This is a genomic window from Peribacillus simplex (assembly GCF_001578185.1).
GTDB classification, from domain to species: Bacteria; Bacillota; Bacilli; order Bacillales; family DSM-1321; genus Peribacillus; species Peribacillus simplex_A.
On the sequence record NZ_CP011008.1, the window covers coordinates 724,035 to 743,511 of the forward strand.

21 protein-coding genes and 2 riboswitches are annotated in these 19,477 nt (G+C 36.5%); of the genes, 13 read left to right on the forward strand and 8 right to left on the reverse strand.

The features are described 5' to 3' along the window. Positions 1 to 22: 22 nt before the first annotated feature. The 3 genes from UP17_RS27280 to UP17_RS29145 are packed head-to-tail and all read right to left on the reverse strand — an operon-like array spanning position 23 to position 614. Entirely contained in the window at positions 23 to 166 is a 144-nt protein-coding gene (locus UP17_RS27280; RefSeq protein WP_155727202.1) for a hypothetical protein, read from the reverse strand. Further along, positions 123 to 455 (reverse strand): hypothetical protein, encoded by a 333-nt coding sequence (locus UP17_RS03390; protein WP_061461657.1) that lies wholly within the window; start codon positions 453 to 455, stop codon positions 123 to 125. The genes UP17_RS27280 and UP17_RS03390 overlap by 44 nt, the downstream gene beginning before the upstream one ends. Positions 456 to 491: 36 nt before the next feature. Beyond that, positions 492 to 614 (reverse strand): hypothetical protein, encoded by a 123-nt coding sequence (locus tag UP17_RS29145; RefSeq protein WP_284149558.1) that lies wholly within the window; start codon positions 612 to 614, stop codon positions 492 to 494. Positions 615 to 713: 99 nt separating this feature from the next. Here UP17_RS29145 and UP17_RS03395 point away from each other — a divergent pair, with 99 nt between their 5' ends. After that, entirely contained in the window at positions 714 to 1,010 is a 297-nt protein-coding gene (locus tag UP17_RS03395; RefSeq protein WP_061461658.1) for a hypothetical protein, read from the forward strand. A 162-nt stretch (positions 1,011 to 1,172) separates the two neighbouring features. Here the strand turns inward: UP17_RS03395 and UP17_RS03400 are convergent, their stop codons facing one another. The 3 genes from UP17_RS03400 to UP17_RS03410 form a co-directional block, all read right to left on the reverse strand. Next, positions 1,173 to 2,654: a sodium:solute symporter family protein gene (locus UP17_RS03400; RefSeq protein WP_061461659.1), complete on the reverse strand. Its 1,482-nt coding sequence runs from the start codon at positions 2,652 to 2,654 to the stop codon at positions 1,173 to 1,175. After that, positions 2,651 to 2,851 (reverse strand): DUF3311 domain-containing protein, encoded by a 201-nt coding sequence (locus UP17_RS03405; protein ID WP_061461660.1) that lies wholly within the window; start codon positions 2,849 to 2,851, stop codon positions 2,651 to 2,653. The genes UP17_RS03400 and UP17_RS03405 overlap by 4 nt, the downstream gene beginning before the upstream one ends. 267 nt (positions 2,852 to 3,118) lie before the next feature. Then, positions 3,119 to 4,459 (reverse strand): amino acid permease, encoded by a 1,341-nt coding sequence (locus UP17_RS03410; protein WP_061461661.1) that lies wholly within the window; start codon positions 4,457 to 4,459, stop codon positions 3,119 to 3,121. Positions 4,460 to 4,663: 204 nt separating this feature from the next. Next, positions 4,664 to 4,742, reverse strand: a riboswitch (glycine riboswitch). A 549-nt stretch (positions 4,743 to 5,291) separates the two neighbouring features. Between UP17_RS03410 and UP17_RS03415 the strand changes: the two genes are divergently transcribed. The 3 genes from UP17_RS03415 to UP17_RS03425 all read left to right on the forward strand — a co-directional run bounded on the left by UP17_RS03415 (position 5,292) and on the right by UP17_RS03425 (position 10,717). Continuing rightward, positions 5,292 to 6,680: an amino acid permease gene (locus UP17_RS03415; protein WP_061461662.1), complete on the forward strand. Its 1,389-nt coding sequence runs from the start codon at positions 5,292 to 5,294 to the stop codon at positions 6,678 to 6,680. 630 nt (positions 6,681 to 7,310) lie between these two features. Then, positions 7,311 to 7,389: riboswitch (ZMP/ZTP riboswitch) on the forward strand. Between the two features lie 52 nt (positions 7,390 to 7,441). After that, the gene (locus UP17_RS03420) at positions 7,442 to 9,034 is read left to right on the forward strand and encodes a glutamate/serine transporter AimA (protein WP_061461663.1); all 1,593 of its coding nucleotides are present in this window, start codon (positions 7,442 to 7,444) and stop codon (positions 9,032 to 9,034) included. 333 nt (positions 9,035 to 9,367) lie between these two features. Next, entirely contained in the window at positions 9,368 to 10,717 is a 1,350-nt protein-coding gene (locus UP17_RS03425; RefSeq protein ID WP_061461664.1) for an FAD-binding oxidoreductase, read from the forward strand. Positions 10,718 to 11,120: 403 nt separating this feature from the next. Here UP17_RS03425 and UP17_RS29675 read toward each other — a convergent pair whose 3' ends face one another. Next, entirely contained in the window at positions 11,121 to 11,300 is a 180-nt protein-coding gene (locus UP17_RS29675; RefSeq protein WP_155727204.1) for a hypothetical protein, read from the reverse strand. Between the two features lie 265 nt (positions 11,301 to 11,565). Between UP17_RS29675 and UP17_RS03440 the strand changes: the two genes are divergently transcribed. Further along, on the forward strand, positions 11,566 to 12,126 hold the full coding sequence (locus UP17_RS03440; RefSeq protein WP_061461667.1) for a thioredoxin family protein: 561 nt from the start codon (positions 11,566 to 11,568) through the stop codon (positions 12,124 to 12,126). Positions 12,127 to 12,359: 233 nt separating this feature from the next. Here the strand turns inward: UP17_RS03440 and UP17_RS03445 are convergent, their stop codons facing one another. Continuing rightward, positions 12,360 to 12,905 carry a helix-turn-helix domain-containing protein gene (locus UP17_RS03445; RefSeq protein ID WP_061461668.1) on the reverse strand — a complete coding sequence of 182 codons (546 nt, stop codon included), beginning with the start codon at positions 12,903 to 12,905 and terminating at the stop codon, positions 12,360 to 12,362. Between the two features lie 449 nt (positions 12,906 to 13,354). On the opposite strand from UP17_RS03445, the gene UP17_RS03450 reads away from it, so the two are divergent. The 8 genes from UP17_RS03450 to UP17_RS03485 all read left to right on the forward strand — a co-directional run bounded on the left by UP17_RS03450 (position 13,355) and on the right by UP17_RS03485 (position 19,476). Further along, positions 13,355 to 13,594: a PLD nuclease N-terminal domain-containing protein gene (locus UP17_RS03450; RefSeq protein ID WP_061461669.1), complete on the forward strand. Its 240-nt coding sequence runs from the start codon at positions 13,355 to 13,357 to the stop codon at positions 13,592 to 13,594. Then, complete coding sequence (locus UP17_RS03455; protein WP_061461670.1) at positions 13,591 to 14,496, forward strand: ABC transporter ATP-binding protein; 906 nt, start codon at positions 13,591 to 13,593, stop codon at positions 14,494 to 14,496. The genes UP17_RS03450 and UP17_RS03455 overlap by 4 nt, the downstream gene beginning before the upstream one ends. Then, entirely contained in the window at positions 14,493 to 15,281 is a 789-nt protein-coding gene (locus UP17_RS03460) for an ABC transporter permease (RefSeq protein ID WP_061461671.1), read from the forward strand. Before UP17_RS03455 ends, UP17_RS03460 begins: the two co-directional genes overlap by 4 nt. Positions 15,282 to 15,329: 48 nt before the next feature. Further along, complete coding sequence (locus UP17_RS03465) at positions 15,330 to 16,046, forward strand: ABC transporter ATP-binding protein (protein ID WP_061461672.1); 717 nt, start codon at positions 15,330 to 15,332, stop codon at positions 16,044 to 16,046. After that, positions 16,021 to 17,613, forward strand: coding sequence for a hypothetical protein (locus tag UP17_RS03470; RefSeq protein ID WP_061461673.1), 1,593 nt, complete (start codon positions 16,021 to 16,023; stop codon positions 17,611 to 17,613). The genes UP17_RS03465 and UP17_RS03470 overlap by 26 nt, the downstream gene beginning before the upstream one ends. Before the next feature lie 88 nt (positions 17,614 to 17,701). Continuing rightward, a complete protein-coding gene (locus UP17_RS03475; protein ID WP_061461674.1) occupies positions 17,702 to 17,986 on the forward strand; it encodes a transposase in 285 nt (94 codons plus the stop codon). Positions 17,987 to 18,577: 591 nt separating this feature from the next. Beyond that, positions 18,578 to 18,802, forward strand: a complete 225-nt coding sequence (locus UP17_RS03480) for a hypothetical protein (protein WP_061461675.1) — start codon at positions 18,578 to 18,580, stop codon at positions 18,800 to 18,802. Between the two features lie 17 nt (positions 18,803 to 18,819). Then, on the forward strand, positions 18,820 to 19,476 hold the full coding sequence (locus UP17_RS03485; protein ID WP_061461676.1) for a hypothetical protein: 657 nt from the start codon (positions 18,820 to 18,822) through the stop codon (positions 19,474 to 19,476). The last annotated feature ends 1 nt before the right edge of the window (position 19,477 follow it).

The window sequence follows — 19,477 nt, forward strand, 5'->3', positions numbered from 1 at the left end:
ACCAGGTATTAAGAAATGAGTTTTAACGGGCATTAAATTCACGAGTATTTGCTCCAAATTCACGAGTAAAAGCGTGGAATTCACGAGTATTTGCTCCAAATTCACGAGTAAAAGCGTGGAATTCACGAGTATTTGCTCCAATCGCGAGTAAAAGCGTGGAATTCACGAGTATTTGCTCCAATCGCGAGTAAAAGCGTGGAATTCACGAGTATTTGCTCCAAATTCACGAGTAAAGCGTGGAATTCACGAGTATTTGCTCTAAATTCACGAGTAAAAGCGTGGAATTCACGAGTATTTGCTCCAAATTCACGAGTAAAAGCGTGGAATTCACGAGTATTTGCTCCAAATTCACGAGTAAAAGCGTGGAATTCACGAGTATTTGCTCCAATCGCGAGTAAAAGCGTGAAATTCACGAGTATTTGCTCCAAATTCACGAGTAAAAGCGTGGAATTCACGAGTATTTGCTCCAATCGCGAGTAAAAGCGTGGAATTCACGAGTATTTGCTCCAATCGCGAGTAAAAGCATGAAATTCACGAGTATTTGCTCCAATCGCAAGTAAAAGCGTGGAATTCACGGTATTTGCTCCAATCGCGAGTAAAAGCGTGGAATTCACGAGTATTTGCTCCAATCGCGAGTAAAAGCAATGCGGGATGTATTTTAAAGTTCATATTTCATAATATATAGTCATTCTTTATTAGAGTGGCTATTTATTTTGATTTCTATTGCAACTGAGATTTCCCTAATGATAGTAAATGAAGATTATTTCCAAAATGATGGTATTATTTGTAAAATATATAAGATAAGGCGGAACGTTAAATCAAATAGATCTCAGTTCGGTTTTATCCTGATTTTAATAGCTTTTGTAATATCGATTACTTTTTGCTTTAATCCGGAAGCCTTATTAAAAGGTGGATATGATTTAGCTATGGATGGTCTGGTAGTAGCCAGAACCTTGATGAATTTATTAGTTAAAATAGGGGATTTGATTATAAACAAAAAAGATTGGTAGTTTATTATGAGACATTGTTTTTTGACGGCTATTAACTTTCTATAATCACTCTAAGAAAAAGGACATTATTACTGTATTATTCGAAGGAAGGCTCAGTCTTTTGACTGAGCCTTCCGATGTTCATTCACAGGATTTCCAAAATAATCAGCATCAATGAGTGCTTCATATATCGTTAACGGATTTTGGTTCCAACTGAACCGCATGATTCCTGAGGGCAAGACTTACCGTTATCATCACAATGAAATTGAATGCCAAGGCGATGATTCCCACATTCAAATCTTTCGCTGCTTGTGGCAAGGATGGAAACAGGGTCCCTATTGTTGAATGACTGAGTGTAATGCAGATTACTATGGCCAATCCGGTGATGATGCCGGCGATTGCGCCATATTTATTGATTGGATTCTTTTTCTTCTTCAGACTAAATAGAAGGGACGGGAATAGCTGTGTGATGAGACTGTATCCCATGAGAATTAATGTTGACATCGTTTCGCCGCCGTTTAAGGTGAAGTAGACGGCTATAAGGGCAATGATTGGCACAAGGATCTTTGCCAATCTTACAACGTGGCGATCTGATACTGTAGGTGCAAATTCCTTATAAACGTTTTTAGCGAGCAGTGTAGCGACGCTCATCAAAAGCATGGATCCCGGTACCAATGCGGTCAGCAAACCAGCCCCGCCAATTATACCTATAAACCATGGGTCAAAGGTCTGGATCGAAAGGCGCAGCAATGAGAGGTCTGCATCTGCCCCTACGAGTCCAGGCACTTTCAATATAGCTGTAAACCCTACAAAAAATACGAATAACAGCATGAGCGTATATAAAGGGCTGATGATGGCATTTTTTCGAAATACCTTCCCGCTGCGAGCTGAATAAACCGCGCTGAAAACTTGGGGCCACATATAGAAACCAAATACGAGCAATATTACCGTGGAGATGAACCATGATATGCTAAGTCCCTGCTCGGGGAACTTTAGAAAACCAGGCTTGGCCGCATCAATTGCTTCGAACATCGGCTGAAATCCACCAAAGTAATGAATGGGCAGATAAATTCCTAAGAATCCTATAATGGCGATCATCATGATATCTTTAATGACTGCTGTCCAGACTGAGCCGTGTATACCGGAAATCATTACATAAATGGTAAGGCCGATTGCCCCCATCCATACCGCCGCAGACATTGAGATTGCACCATAAGATGCCTCTGAGACAATGATCCCCAATCCTTTCAGCTGCACGACGATCACTGGAATCATCGACACCACACCGACAAGCGCAGCCAAAATTCCTAGACTGGGACTCTTATATTTGCTTACAAAAAAATCGGATTGGGACATCAGTTTATTTTCTTTGGCATATTTCCATATTTCAGGAAGGAGCCAATAGGATAATACGTAAGACAAAGTAATGTAAATAAGAACATATAGAGCGGGTGCGCCCTTGCCATAGGCCCAGCCGCTGCCGCCAAGGAAGGAGAAGGTCGTATAGATTTCCCCAGCCATCAGGAGGAAGACGAATATTGCACCAAAACCGCGTCCGCCCACCGTCCATTGTTCCAAGTTCATATCTTTTCCTTTTGAAGAACGAATGCCTAAAAATATCGATAGTAGTAAAAAAGCTAAAATGATTATGAGGGCAATATTCATTCCTGGTCACCTTCCCGATTCCGGGGATCCAGCTTATACATGATGCCCAAGATGGCAGAGGTAAGGACCACCCACATAGCCATCCAGAACATATTGAAAGGCATCCCTAATACATAAGGTTCTATTCTATTAACAAAAGGTAGAAATCCTAGTATGCCTATAAAAGGAACTAGAGTAAGTATATATAGAATCTTCATTAAACAAACCCCTCCGTTTTAAATAAAGTGAAACGTCCAACAATGGGGGTTTTACTTCAGTGCCACTGATGGATGGGTGAACCAAACTGGATGGAAAATTCATACATGACGGATATTCCTTCTTTGATAAGGAACCGATGATAAATATAAGCTTACACTATTTTGATATGAAATTTAATGCAGTTGCTTGATATATTTTTAGCAACAGAGCCGCTGATAAAAGATAAAGCCTTGAATTCTTATAGAGTTCAAGGCTTTATCCTTTTTCTATCTTTTTTTCTGATAGTTATATAGTATCACCAAGACCATGAACCAGATTGGCGTCATGAGCAGTGATAGCCGTGTGGCTTCAGCGAATAGCATAACAATAAGGATGAACAGGAATAATCCTAAAATGGCGTAATTGATAAAGGGTGTAAAAGGAGCCCTGAAAGTTGATTCGGCTCTTAGGTCCGGCCGTGTTTTCGAATATTTGATATGTGAGATCAAGATGATGCTCCATACCCATATGAAACAGATGGCACTGATGGTTGTCACAACGGTAAATGCCTGTTCCGGTATCAGTTTGCTTAACAATGCTCCTAGTGATACAACGATTGTTGATGTTAATAAGGCATTGCTAGGAACAGCCTGTTGATTTAATTTTTCCAGTTTAGCAGGGGCTTCTCCATTCCTGCTTAACGTATAGAGTATTCGGCTTGTTGAAAATAAACCGCTGTTGCATGCAGAAGCAGCTGATGTCAAAACGACGAAATTGATGATCCCTGCAGCGACAGGAATGCCGATTAGCGCAAAGACTTCTACAAATGGGCTGCTCGTGGCATCCAGTTGTGTCCAAGGGTTGACACAGAGAATGACGAATATTGCACCTACATAGAAAAGCAAAATCCGGACTGGGATTTTATTGATGGCAGACGGAATGTTCTTTCTCGGGTTCGCCGTTTCTGCTGCTGAAACCCCGACCAATTCGACACCTACAAAGGAGAAGACGACCAGCTGTAAAGACAACAGGAAACCGGAAATTCCATTTGGGAACATGCCTCCATGAGTCCATAGGTTCGTTAGGGAAACCGTTCCCGTATTGGTATTGAAGCCGATGGCCAAGAGAATGATTCCTACGAATATCAAGGTGATGATCGTGATTACTTTTATGATGGCAAACCAGAATTCCAATTCTCCAAATAACTTAACGGTCAATAGGTTCAATCCTAACAGAATGACAAGGCATATTAGAGCCGGTATCCATTGAGGGATATCGAACCAGTATTGTATATAGACACCGACAGCTATGATATCGGCCATTGCGGTCATGATCCAACAGAACCAATATGTCCAACCGGTCACGAAGCCAGCCCATGGGCCGACATATTCGGTTGCGAATTCAGTGAATGATGTATACCCTGCATTGGATAAGAGCAATTCACCTAGGGCTCTCATCACAAAAAACAAGGCAATTCCAATTATTAGATAGGAGAAGATGATAGATGGACCTGCCATTTGTATGGCTTTTCCGGATCCCAAAAACAAACCGGTACCAATGGTTCCTCCTATTGCAATAAGTTGTACATGACGATTTTTTAAATCTCTTTTTAATTCCTGTTTAGCCAATTCGTACGCCCCCATCTTTTATAGTCTTGGTAGTGAATGATTTCAAACCTGCATGGTCTTGGGAAGGACGTGATTTTTTTACCCAGCTTGCATTTTCCAATGGTTTTCACGAGTGTTGTTTTAAGTCCAATCACAAAGTGGACAATAAAAAAAGAGATTGGATATACCAATCTCTTAAAGGGTTCAGAATAACAATTTATCATTCGTTACTCTTCTGTCCTTTTGCCTGAGATTGTGAATCCTTCGGCGCTGCATCTTGTACAGTCTCTCCAGAAGCTGCTCCTGCTATAGTGTCATCCATAGCATTCATCGCTTGCTTGTATGCGGTTGTGTAAAAATGTCTGTCTGCGGTGATCTTCCACTGCTGAAGCATTCATTATACTTATAAAATAATATTGGAATTCTATCATCTATTTTTCTGAAGGTCAACAATTTTTTTTGGGAGTTAGCCAGTCTTATAGGAGGTTTATAACACATTGAAATGGTTTTAATTTTTTTAAACGTTCACTTGAAAAGACTTTGAATGGTTCAAAGCAGAAGTGATTGTTTTCTACTCTTTTTTTTGTAATCACTATTATAAAATACTGATTCACTTTTTTAAAAAAGGTATTTTAAGATAGGAAAAATCGCCAAGATATATTTGACAACTGTTTTTTTGAAAAATACATTTGTGTTTTTACAGAGTATTTACTATTATAAGATAAGAAAACAAAATTAAAGTGTTATTTATATGATTACGATAAGGCATTTCTAACCACAATAATAAATAGAGTCGATTGGCGGTAAGGATGGAAGAGCATTGCTGCTAATATTGCATCTGGGGGAGTTAATCATGTCAAACAAGGAATTAAAGAGAGGGCTGGAGGCACGTCACATTCAAATGATAGCTTTGGGCGGAACCATTGGGGTCGGCTTATTCATGGGATCGGCGAGCACGATCAAATGGACAGGGCCTTCTGTAATGCTTGCATATGCCATCGCAGGTATATTTATATTTTTCATCATGCGTTCTATGGGGGAGATGCTATATTTAGAACCGACTACGGGTTCTTTTGCATCCTTTGCTAGCAGCTATATACATCCTTTGGCAGGTTATATGACTGCTTGGAGCAATTGGTTTCAATGGGTAATCGTAGGAATGTCCGAAATCATCGCCGTTGGAATGTATATGCAGTATTGGTTCCCGGAGTTACCAGCTTGGATACCAGGTGTGGTCGCCATGATCATCTTGGGGGCAGCCAACCTCATTTCCGTAAAATCTTTCGGGGAATTTGAATTTTGGTTTGCGCTTATAAAAATAATAACGATTGTATTGATGATCGTTGCCGGCCTTGGCCTTATTTTCTTTGGAATAGGGAATGGCGGAGACGCAATTGGATTATCGAATCTTTGGGCAAATGGCGGCTTCTTTACGGGAGGCTGGACAGGATTCTTCTTTGCGCTTTCCCTTGTCGTGGCTTCCTATCAAGGCGTTGAGCTCATCGGCATCGCGGCCGGAGAAGCGAAGAATCCAACGAAGACCGTAACAAAAGCGATCCAATCAATCATATGGCGCATTTTAATTTTCTATATTGGCGCTATATTCGTCATCGTGACGGTTTATCCATGGGATAAACTAGATGACATCGGAAGTCCATTCGTTTCAACCTTTGCTAAAATCGGTATCACAGCAGCTGCAGGCATCATTAACTTTGTCGTAATCACTGCGGCAATGTCAGGATGCAACAGTGGGATCTTCAGTGCAGGGCGTATGCTTTACACACTGGCATTGAATGGCCAAGCTCCTAAAATCTTTGCAAAAGTATCTAAAAGTGGAGTGCCGGCATATTGTACGATCGCTGTACTATTAGGATTGGGTATCGGGGTTGTCCTGAATTACCTTGCACCGCCGGAATTATTCCTTTATGTGTACAGTGCGAGTGTTTTACCCGGAATGATTCCATGGTTTGTCATACTTATCAGTGAGCTTAAATTCAGAAAGGTAAATGCTGCTGAAATGGAGAAACACCCGTTCAAAATGCCGTTTGCCCCTTACAGTAATTATGCGACAATTGCCTTTTTACTGATGGTGCTGGTGGGTATGTGGATCAATCCCAGTACCAGGATTTCCTTGGTTGTCGGGATCGTTTTCCTAGCATTGGTCGTAGTAAGTTATTACATGCTGAAAATGGATAAACGAATACCATTGGATGCTAAATCCGATGATGAGATTTCCAGTTAAGAAGTCTCGTGCCATTTTGATAAAGATGAGTGATACGAGTTTTTCTATAATAAAGATTTTGGGAGATCATCTTGTTTAATCTACGTTCATGACTCGAGCTTTGCCGAGTGTGTTTCCCCTTAGTATAAATATAATAGACATTAATTAAAGTTGTGCATAAATTGTGGACAAAACAAAGAGAGATAAAGAGAAATCTTCATCCCTCAGGCTTTTTCCCAACTTGTGCATGACTTTTTTTGAGGAAAGAACAGTTATTGTAGAAAAAATTCTCAATAAAGCTATGGAGTATTTCAAGTATTTCCTTTGGCAGAAAATATGATTTTCCTAACTAGTGCATGAATTCTATGTAAATGGTTTTGGGATATAATTTGTAAAAAGTGAACAGTTCATTTTTGCACATATAGGCTATTTAAGTTTTTAAGTATAATGTTTAAGGGAAATAATTATAGGTTTTAACATATGTTCTAAAAATCGAATGTTTGTTTTTTGAGCCTTTATTCACCTAATTTTTTCAAATTCAAAAGAATATAGATAGGTAATTCCGAAAAATCAATGGTAATATTTAAAAAATATAAATATTTTTTTAGTGTTGTGGAATTTAAAATAATCTTATATACTTAAAAAAACTATTTTCCTATATGTAACTGGCGCAACATGGAGTACCATGGGGGAGCATATAGAGTATAAGCCGCGCGCCTGGGCAAACACTTGATTTATAGATCAAGTGTTTTTTATTTTCCTAGGAAGAGGTGTAGGTAGAGATGGGTAATATGCATAGAAAGATGGGGACCTTTGCTTTAACTATGACAGGTATTGGTTCTATTATCGGCTCAGGTTGGTTGTTCGGAGCGTGGAAAGCTGCCCAGATTGCTGGACCAGCAGCTATTTTTTCTTGGATTATCGGTATGGTGGTAATTTTATTTATTGCATTATCTTACGCAGAGCTTGGGGCAATGTTTCCTGAAGCTGGAGGCATGGTTAAGTATCCTCAATATTCGCATGGCTCTTTTATTGGATTTTTAGCTGCGTGGGCGAACTGGATATCTATCGCTTCGACTATTACCGTTGAGGCCATTGCTTCGGTACAATATATGAGTACGTGGCCTTGGGAATGGGCCAGATGGTCTCATTCTTTAGTTGATAACAATATCTTAACGACCAAAGGATTATTCATAGCTTCTTTACTACTATTGTTCTATTTCTTCGTCAACTATTGGACAGTCAACCTTTTTGCTAAGGCAAATTCATTTATTACCATTTTTAAATTAATTGTTCCAGGTGTAATGGCAGGATCGTTATTTTTTGCTGGATTTCATGGTGAAAACTTTACAAGTTCTCAGGGTATCGCACCATATGGTTGGGCAAGCGTTTTAACAGCAGTAGCTACTTCTGGTATAGTGTTTGCGTTTAACGGATTTCAAAGTCCCGTTAATATGGCAGGTGAAGCGAAGTCACCGAATAAGTCTATACCTATTGCTGTTATTGGCTCTATTCTAATTGCAGGTTTTATATACGTTATGTTACAAGTTGTGTTTATCGGTGTAGTCGATCCGTCAATGATCGTGAACGGATGGAGTCATCTGAATTTTAATTCACCTTTTGCAGATTTGGCAATTGCTCTAAGCCTTAACTGGTTAGCGATTGTATTGTTTGTAGATGCGTTTGTTTCACCGTCTGGTTCAGGTGCCACTTATACAGCTACAACTTCGCGAATGCTTTATGGAATGCAGAAAAATGGATACTTACCGAGGATCTTTGGTACATTACACCCACTTTATGGTGTTCCGCGTGCAGCGATGTTATTAAACTTAGGTGTATGTTTTATCTTTTTATTTTTGTTCCGCGGATGGGGCGTACTTGCAGAAGTGATTTCAGTTGCCACACTTATTTCGTATATCATGGGGCCAGTTGCATTGGCAACATTAAGACGTACCGCTTCACATTTTAACCGTCCATTTCACTTAAAAGGTGCCTCTATTATTGCACCTTGCGGATTTGTTTTTGCATCGCTTACTTTATACTGGGCGCGTTGGCCATTAACAGGAGAAGTCGCTTTCATCATTGCCATTGGACTGCCTATTTACTTTTATTATCAAGCTAAAAATAAATGGAATGGATTCAAAAAACAATTTTTATCAGGTGTTTGGATGCTTCTTTACTTAGGTTGTATGATTTTGATTTCTTATATTGGAAGTGAGAAGTTCGGCGGAAAAAATATTCTTACATTTGGCTGGGATATGGTGGTCATTACATGTCTGGCACTTGGCTTCTTTTGGTGGGGAGTTAAGAGCGGCATTAAAACGGAATACATGGATGAAGCTGAAAAAATCAACAAAGAATTTATCAATAAATAACTTTTTGTGCAGACACAGAAATATGAGTATCAAGAAAACATGGTTATTTTATGACCATGTTTTTTTATTTATTTTAAAATAAGTCCTGGCGATTGTAACAGTATTTTGTTTTAAGGGTTTTTTAGTCTTTGCGATTAATTCACAAGTAAATAGTGAAATCTTGCGAGTTAAGTATGCTTTATCAAATAGAAAACAAAATATCCTACTTTTTAGTGAGGTAAAAGTGTGAATTGGATTGATTTTAAATCACTTTCACCTATAGAATGTGTCTTTTCCTAAAGGTTTTCATAGTATATATAACTCTCCACATCATTTGAGAAAGGGGTTAATATTTTGGAAAGAACAAAGCTTACCGGGCGTATCGTTACACATAATGATGCCGAATACGAGCATGCCAGGATAAATAATAACTTAAGTTTCCCTAAATTTCCAAAGGTCATTGTGTTTTGCCAAAATACCAATGATGTGTTGAATTCACTGAAGTGGGCCCGGGAAAATCATACGCCTTTCCGGGTTAGGAGCGGCAGGCATAGTTATGAAAACTTTTCATTAGTGAACGGCGGTCTAATCATTGATATTAGTGAAATGTACAAGATCAAGGTCAATCGTGAAAAAATGATCGCAAAAATTGAAGCCGGCGCTGATTTAGGGCAAGTATATAATAAGCTATGGAAGTATGGAACGACGATTCCGGCTGGGACCGAAAGCGGTGTAGGTCTTGTAGGTCTTACGCTTGGCGGTGGTATAGGGATGTTAACGAGGCGCTTTGGACTTACTTGTGACAATCTGGTTGAAATAGAAATGGTAAGGGCGTGTGGAAAGATGGGCGCCAAACTCATTAAAGCAAATAGGAAAATTAATAGTGATTTATTTTGGGCATGCTGCGGGGGTGGAGGAGGAAACTTTGGCATAGTCACTTCTCTTACTTTCAGGGTACACCCTGTATCGAGGGTATCGGTTTTCTCCGTCACATGGGGGTGGAAAGATTTCGAAGCGGTGTTTAATGCCTGGCAGGATTGGGCCCCTCAAGCTGATGAATGTCTAACTTCTGAAATTGAATTCAAGGCAAAGGAAGTAAACCAAATTATCGCTCAAGGTGAATTTGTTGGAACGTCACATAGGTTAAAGCAGCTTCTAAAACCTTTGACGAAAACTGGTTCACCAACAAATGTCATGATAAAGGAAGTCCCTTACATTGAAGCCGTAGGATTCTTTAATGATCCGAGTGGAAATCGACCGGCCCATCGTAAGAGGTCAGGTTCTTTCATTGAAAAAACTTTTCCTCAGCGAGCAATCTTGACGATGAAGCATTTTCTGGAAAACGCTCCAAATGAAAATGCAGCCATTTGGCATCAATCCCTTGGAGGAGCGGCTGGCCGTGTGGAACCAAAGGAAACGGCATTTTATTATCGGGATGCTATAATCGCCCAGGAGTATTTGGCTACATGGACTAATCCAGAAGAAGAGCGGCAAAACATTCACTGGATCAAGGAACTTAAGTACGCCTTGTCTCCGTATACTACAGGTGACTATGTGAATTGGCCGGATACCCTTATCAAAGATTGGCCAACTGCGTACTATGGAGAAAATTTCAAACGGCTTCGAGAAGTGAAAACGACCTATGATCCATACAATACGTTTAGATTCCCTCAAAGCATACCGCCATTAAAAAGGTGGGGTTAAATGGAAGCATCAAAATCATTCGATATTAAAAGACCTATTCCTCAATATGGGTATAGCGCTCTGTTATTTAGGTTTTGTATATATTAATTGAGGTAATCCCAAAAATCATGCTCTTATGAAAGTAAGGTTTGCGTAAGGGGAACGTTTGCTTTTCCCTGATTTAATTGATTGTTATCAAGTTATTGTTGAGGCATGTAGTTTCTTTCCTTATGTCATTATTGGAATTCCCTACATTAGGTTGACCCTTCTTTTCTTTTATAAGGAGAAAAAATATAACATATACATGATGGTCCATCAATTTCCTAAAAAGTGGACCGCTTGGAAAAGTCCCGAAACGTCCAAAAATGATTGACGAACAAAGAATAGATAAGGATTCTGTGCATAACTTGTGGACAATAAATGATCAAGTGACCATCCAAATCCAAGAAACTTTAGTTTTTAAAAACGGAAGAAAGACAATCCGGACTAGACTGCTCCATTCCAGGGGATTGACGAAAGACATCACGATGGTGAACAGTAATGAACCGACTGTAATGCCAAGTGTTTGATTATAAGAATTGCCTCCAAGTTTTTCAGAAAACAAGAACTAAGCTGCCCCAGGTCAATGCAGGGAGTAACGCAAAAAGAAGCCCTTCACTCATCTCCTAAACTAGAAAACCAATGTTTTTATGAATATAAAATAGTTAGTAAGCTATTGAAGGTATTTAAAGTTTTCACGGGAAAGAAAACATGGATATAATTTACCAATTTAGGTTGGATTCTCAATCAATTTATTTTTCAGTGTGGAAACAATGAAATAATAAGTGGTTTATGGTACTTTTAACTTAAAAATAGATAGGAGAAATAGTATGACGACACTGAATGAATGGTTTGAAAAGGGGATTCCGGCTAAAGAATTTATATCTTCGATGAAAGTCCATAAAGAAAACTTACAATCGATTCAGGAGCGTTTTTCCATTACTGAAGCGGATCAAGTTTTTTTAAATGAATTAAAATCAAAGGAACTTCGAGCAATTGTCATTACTGAAGACTGGTGCGGAGATGCAATGATGAATATACCTATTCTGCTGAATATATCTGAAGCGGCAAATATTGAAACTCGCATGGTTTTACGAGATCAAAATCTTGAGCTGATCGATCAATACTTAACGAATGGAACAGCGCGTTCTATTCCAATCTTTATATTCATTGATAGGAATGGTGAAGAAAAAGCGGTTTGGGGACCTCGTGCACCAAAAGTGCAAGAGTACGTAATGGAGTTGAGATCTGACCTGCCTGCTAAGGATGATGAAAGTTTTGAGGCAGAGCAAAAAGAAGTTTTTAAAAAGATAACAGTGGCTTTTTCTGAAGATAAACACCTTTGGGACGAAGTATACGGCAGTATCAAGGAAGCTTTAGGGAAAATTTGATAGTTGGTGAGTGACCCTCTTGCAGCTGACATCGGGTATACTCATTTTGATGTCCTCAAAGGAAATAATAAAAACTTGGTGGTAAACTTTTTTTATTGGAGTTTCTTCCATTATGAAGGGGCTGTTCCAAAAGAGATTGGAACCTATTGCTTGTGAATATATAGATATGTTTTTAACGTTTTTTTCTATATTATTTAAGGTACCATGGTTTTGGAACAGCCTTTTTCATTTGTTTATGATTCTGGAATAATTGTAACGCCGATTGTTCGTATTGGAGAGTCCTGTTTAGCACTTTGATTCGTAGCTTTGTAGTATTTCAACATTAAATCGTTCAATTCATTTTGAAAGTTAATAAAACTTTCATCATCAAGCTTTAGTTCTAAAAGTGAAAAGGTTGACCCATCTTCTGAGCAGTCTCTTTCTTCTAATTTAGTAAGATAGTTCTGATATTGAGTCATAAGGGATAATTGATAATAAGAAAAAAAGTTCAGCTTTTTCTCATTTGAAGATTTTTTCCATTCTTCCCCGCTAAGTCGCGCTTCTTCTTCATTTAAAACATAGTATTTTTCGGAAACGGATCTCACTTTTTTCTCTTTTACAATGCGAATGACCCCTGAATCCAATAAAACCTGTATATGTCTATATAATGTTGCTTGTGGTACATCTTTAATGATTTTTAACATTTCTAATGGTGTCAAACCATTTTCCCTGTTTCTCATTAAAGCTTGGGAAATCTTTATTCTCACAGGGTGCATTAAAATTTCAGCTTTATTAATCATCGTTTTCTCCTTACATTAGAAATTAATAACTGGATTGTTAATCAATTTTGATGTTTCAGCAGTTCTCTTTCCTTATAGGTCATGAATAATAAGTTTATTTAATCATATATTGTAATGTTGGAATCATTTTCATTTACGAAAATGACACATTTGGAAAAATAATATTACCGAAATATTTTTTCGAAGTAAATAAAAAGCCATTTTTAAATATTTTCAATTGTTAAAAGCTAATCTCTCCATGCAATAAAGCAAAGAGGATTTACACGAATAGGCGTTAAAAATATCATTATATTTTTATTGTTATTTATAATGATAATATTATCATTATAAATAACAATAAAAACTAAAACAATAATTTATTAAGAAAAAAATAGGTGCAATATTCCAATTTACATGTTATCATTATTGATAATGATAACATTATTTCGTTATTAAAGGAGTGATTATATATGGAATTGCATTATGGATGGAACGAATTGAAAGATATTGATTTCATGTCTATTCTGCCGATCATTTTACCGGTAATTGTTATTGGATTGATTTTAGTCCTTATAGCATTGATTGATTTATACAGACATCGAAAGACGAGAAAAAATGTTTTATTGTGGACACTCATCATTATTTTTGCAAATACTATTGGTCCAATTCTGTACTTCGTTATTGGTAGAAAGGACAGTGACAGAATATGAAATTAGAAATTAGAAATGTTACAAAAAAATTCAAAGAAAAAACAGCGGTCAATAATTTTTCAATGGAACTGCAATCAGGGGAATGTGTTGGATTGATCGGGCCAAATGGGGCTGGTAAATCGACACTAATAAAAGTGATTGCAGATATTATAGATCCAAGTATGGGAGAGGTATTGCTTGATGGTAAGAAAATTTCAAAAATGAAAAAGGAAATAGGCTACTTACCGCAATACCCAAACTTCTTTCAATGGATGACTGCCAAAGAAACACTAACTTTCATGGGGCAGCTCTCAGGCATCAAGAAGGAAGAATTATTAAGGGGCATTCCAGAGATAATGTCGAAAGTAGGTTTGAGCGGGGAAGAGAATTCGAAGGTGAGGACTTTTTCAGGCGGAATGAAGCAGAGGCTTGGAATTGCACAAGCGTTGTTACATAAACCAGCATTGATTGTCATGGATGAACCAGTTTCGGCATTAGATCCAATCGGCCGGAGAGAAGTGTTAAATATAATAAAAGAAATAAAGAAAGATACGACAATTTTAATATCGACACATATATTAAGCGATGCAGAAGAAATATGTGAAAGATTTGTCATTATAAAGAGTGGGAAAAAAATCGAAGATACAACAATGTCAGAATTATTAAATAGGAATAGCGGAAATAAAATTAATGTCGATATAACCTCTAAAAGTCAAAAGTGGATTGAAAACGTTAAAAGCTTGAACTTTGTAAAAGGTGTAGAGGTAACGGGAAATAAATTGAAGATAGAAGTGGAAAATATTGAATCGAACAAGAACATGTTACTCGCGAGTGCTCTTGAGCATAATGTTGATCTTGTAAGGTTTGAAATAGATAACGATACATTGGAAGAGATATTCTTAAAATTGGTGGTGGAAAAATGAATAATTTTACCGTTTTAGCGAAAAAGGAATTTGTTCAGATGGTACGTGAATTTAAAGTGATTTGGCTGCCACTTGTATTTATATTTTTAGGAATAACTCAACCAGTTGTAAGCTATTACTTACCTTCAATATTAGAGGCACTGGGTGGGGGCCAAGGAATCACGATTGATCCAAGCATGGCAGCCCAAAAAGGCGGCGAAGTTCTTGCAAGTACATTAGGGTCCCAATTTGATCAGCTGGGGGTCATGATCATCATCGTTTCCATGATGGGGGTCGTACAATCTGATAAAGCAAATGGTATGCTGGCTTTCATTCTTACAAGGCCCGTGACGGTTGTATCTTATATAAGCGGGAAAATCATTTCCAACTATCTATTTGTTGCCTGCAGTGTGGCATTAGGATACTTGGTTTCATATCTGTATGTAGTTTTTTTGTTTACGAGTGTTGATTTTGTGGATTTAATAATAGCTTTGTTGTTCTATCTGCTGTGGATTCTATTTATCGTTTCATTCACGACGATGATCAGTACCATTTTTAATAGTCAGGGTATTATTGCATTAATTTCGATAGTATTTCTTCTCGGCTGCAGAATCATTGTTGGTTTAAATCCGGTTATGGACAATTTGAATCCAGCGAGCATGAGTAAACACGCCATGGAAGTACTGATTTTAGGTACAGTCAATACACAGGCGATCTGGGGTGCATTAGCGGCACTTGCGTTGACGGCGCTAACGATATTAGTAACGAACATATGGATTTCAAAGAAGAAATTCAATAACGAATAAGTTTGGGAGGAAATGTGTTATTCATGAAGTGATTGGAGGATGATAACATTGTTAAGCATCACAGATTTAGAGAAAAGCTACTCAACAAAGAGGATATTGAATGGTGTAAATCTAAAAATCAAAAAAGGGGAAATTTTAGGTTTTATAGGTGCGAATGGTGCAGGAAAAACAACTACGCTGAATATTATTACGGGCATATTGGATTATGAAAATGGAAAGGTTGAAATAAATGGCCTGACCAAGGAAGACGGCATAGAATTTAAAAAACAATTTTTCTTCATTCCTGATACTATCAATGTATTTAAAAATGTTTCGGGGTTTGATTGGATTCGGTTCTTGATGAACCTATATGGGAATGACGACAAAGAACATTTGGGGAAATATATCAATCGGTTTGGGATGCAGGATTCCATTAAAAAGCCAATGGGAAGCTATTCTTATGGGATGATGCATAAGGTATCCCTGATAGCGGCTTTTACCATTAATCCCCCGATCATCATTATGGATGAACCGTTAAATGGATTAGATCCAAACGCCGTTTTAGTTTTTAAGGGGTTAATCAAACAATATGTTGAAATGGGCGGTACAGTGTTTTTCTCGACACATCTGTTAGATGTGGCAGAAAAAATTTGTAATACAGTGGCTATTTTAAAAGAGGGTAAAATCATCCTGCATGATGAAATAAAAAATATAATAGGTGAAAGTTCTTTAGAATCTACCTTTATGGAGGCTCAGGTATATGAAGGAAAAACTTCAATTAACTAGATTTTTCGTTTCTTCCTTCTATAAAATGCCCAAGCAGACAATGCTGCAGGCTGTTTTGATAATAGCCGTTTTTTATATGTTTTTGCAGCTAACTGTCGTAAATGCCTTTGTTTATTTTCTTGGGGATACCCAGGTCTTCCTGTTTTACAATTTAACCATTTCGAGCATTCTCGTCTTTGCATTAGTTTGCTATTTATCCACATCGCAAATATTTGCTTATTATGAATTTAAAGTATTGGCTCCGCTGCCACTGACCTATAAGGAGATTTCAAAGGCTAAGGTACTAAGCAGCTTATGGGTGCCTATCATCTTATCGATGGTAATCCAAGTGCCGACCATGGGATTCTTGATAGTCGATCAAAAGTTTATGGAAACGATTAAATTATTTATATTTTTACCCATTGTAAATGGATTAACGGCATTGATCCTACTATTCATTCTGTCGTGCATTAATAGGTATTATTATAAATTCAGAAATAAACTAGCATACTTAATGGTGAACATTGCTGTCATCCTAATGCTTTTGATTATTTCCATTGTTTATTTTGCTGGAAAATCATCAATTGCTATATCAAAGGTCATTTCCGAAATTGATTTGAATTCTATTGAAGGGTTTAAAAACTCGTTGGAATTCATAATGAAACATATGTTTGAAACCGCAAATATGATTCCAGTGATTAATTGGATACTAGATGCATTTGTATCAAATGAAATAACTGCTCATTTTCTTGTTATCTATATTTCGATAATATTAATCAGTTTCCTATTATATACTTTCATTATAGAAAACATTTCTGTTAATTATTTTAAAAACGGGTTATTGGAAAATAACAAAACGAATATGAAAAACTCAAAGGTCAATATCTCTAAAAATCAATGGAGTAACTATTTACAAAGAGAGATATGGATCATTAAGTCTGAAGCATATTTTAAGATGCAAATAGTTTTAGGTCTTTTATTACCGCCCATCTTTTCACTTGTAATGCTATTGTTGATACAGAAGGAAGTGTTTCCAAATTATTTGGATATAACGAAAGAAGGAGTCTTTGATAAATACTTTTCATATTCTGTCCTCTTTTTGAGCTGTATAAATAATATAAGCGGAACCCCATATTCAAGAGAAGGGAAATATCATTATTTACTGAAAAGTGCCCCTTTTAATGAAAGGTATGTTTATTTTTCTAAAGTGATATTTTCATCAATTATCAGTATTATAGCCGTAGTGATCAGCTTTTTAATATTTGCTCTATTTGGCCATTGGGAATTGGAAAGTGCAGTCATGTTATTAATTATTTCTTGTTTAGTGGTTTGCTATAATCTTCTAACACCCATATATGATATGAAAAACCCAAGTATAGAATGGGAGAACCCATCAGCTGCAATTAAATCAAACCCCAATGTATTAATAAGCCTACTTTATGGATTTCCATTTTTAATCATGGTTGCACTCATTCATTTTGGCTTGGTCTGGTTCAGTGTCCAGCCAATTATGGGAGCTCTCATAATTTTAATGATCGTAATAGTAATCAATTCCGTTTTGGTTAATAGATTGAAACTATATTTATGAAAGTCTTTATATTAGAAAAATTTTTTACGTTGATAAAGGATGTACAGAAAATCGGCACTAAATAAATTTAAAAAAGGAGTGTCTTATTATGGGGAAGCACCATGATAAAGATTTTAAAATTTATGCTGCTCGATTAGTATTGGAAGAAGGCAGAAAACCTAGAGAATTGGCCGAAGAGCTCAATATCTCGATACCTACATTAAGAAATTGGATCAATAATTATAAAGAAACAAATGAAGAGGGCTTGGAGGATTCCCGTAATGGTTTTACAGGGCTAAGTCTGAAAGAGGAAAAGGATAAAATAATCAAAGACTTACAGGAAGAGAATGAGATATTAAAAAAGGCAATGCATATTTTCACGAAACAACCATAAATGAATGAACAGTTTATAAAGCCATATTTTATTTTTCACAATTATAGTGAAAAATAAAATACGGCTTTTTTTATTGGAGAAATAAAGGTGGCCAATTAAAAATTTTTATATTTTTATAAAAATTTTTTAAATATAAATTAATATTAGATAAATTGGTAAAGTTATTATTTAATGTCTATAATTTACAAATTTTTAATGGACTCGACAAAATTGTTGTGATAAAGTGTTATCGATAATGATAATAGGCAATAATTAACCTAGAAAATGAAATATTTGTTTTAAAAAAGAAATTTTACAGGATAAAAATGGATGGTTTGGAGGAGTTTTATTATAATTGATTGAATATTTTATGAATAAGAAAAAAATTTTCAAAACTTAGAGATAAAGAAGAGGATTCAGTCAATTTGGACTATATTGATGATATTTTCAACGAAAAGAATGGAATTATTTAATTTGCAAGCTGGCCCCAAAAAATAATCGAAGCAAAGAAAAGTTTGTTTGTGGAAAAAAGCAATTATGAATTTTTAGATATAGGTTTGGATGAAATAAAGAATATATCCCTGTTGAAAGGAGAATTTGGACAGCCGGTAATTGTTAATAACTTGTCTTTTACCAATGAACATCGGTATTTCCATCACTCATACAGATAAAACTTTTGGAATCTTGACTTTTGATCAACTGCATCCAATGGGAATCGATATTGAAGCTAAAACGAAAACTGACTCTGACTTTTTGGAGGCATATTTAACGGAATCCGACAAAAAAAAGATTAAGGAAAGTGAAGGAGTTTATTTTCTAATAAATTCCAGAAAATAAATTGAGGGGGAATACCAATGGAATTAAAAGTGGAAGCAAATGCTGAAATTAAAAATAACAAACTAGTACAATATCTATTTAAAAAAGAGGAAAGAGTACATAAGTTAATCATTTCGTTATTGATCCTCAGTTTAATTGCAGGTATCGAAACGACGCTTTTGTTATATTCTGCAGATCAAAAAGGGATGAATGTATTAAATGGCATGTCCATTTCAGAGATAGGGGTCATGAGTTTTGCCATAAACACAATTGTAATGGGAGCTCTTGGATTATTGGTTACATTTATTATTCAAATAATAATTGTATGCCTATTATTTTTATTCTCAAAAGAAAGATTGGTAAATATAAAAGGGATTTGTCAAGCTGTCATTAATGCAGGGATATGCATTGTAGTTGGATCTGGTGTTAATGCAATAATCGCATTATTGGTTAAGAGCAAGGAAACGACATTTACTAGTTTATCCTTACTCGTGCATGATAAAACTTCAATTCTTCACACATTCATGGCTGAGTTTGAATTGTTTTATATTGTCAGTTTAATTTTATTCAGCTATAGCTTAGAAAAATTAGCACTCATTAAGAGAAAAAAAGCATTAATCATAACGATTTTCATAGCTTTAATTTCTTTAGTTTTTCATATGTTGACGGTCGCATCAGGCACATATTTAAAATGAT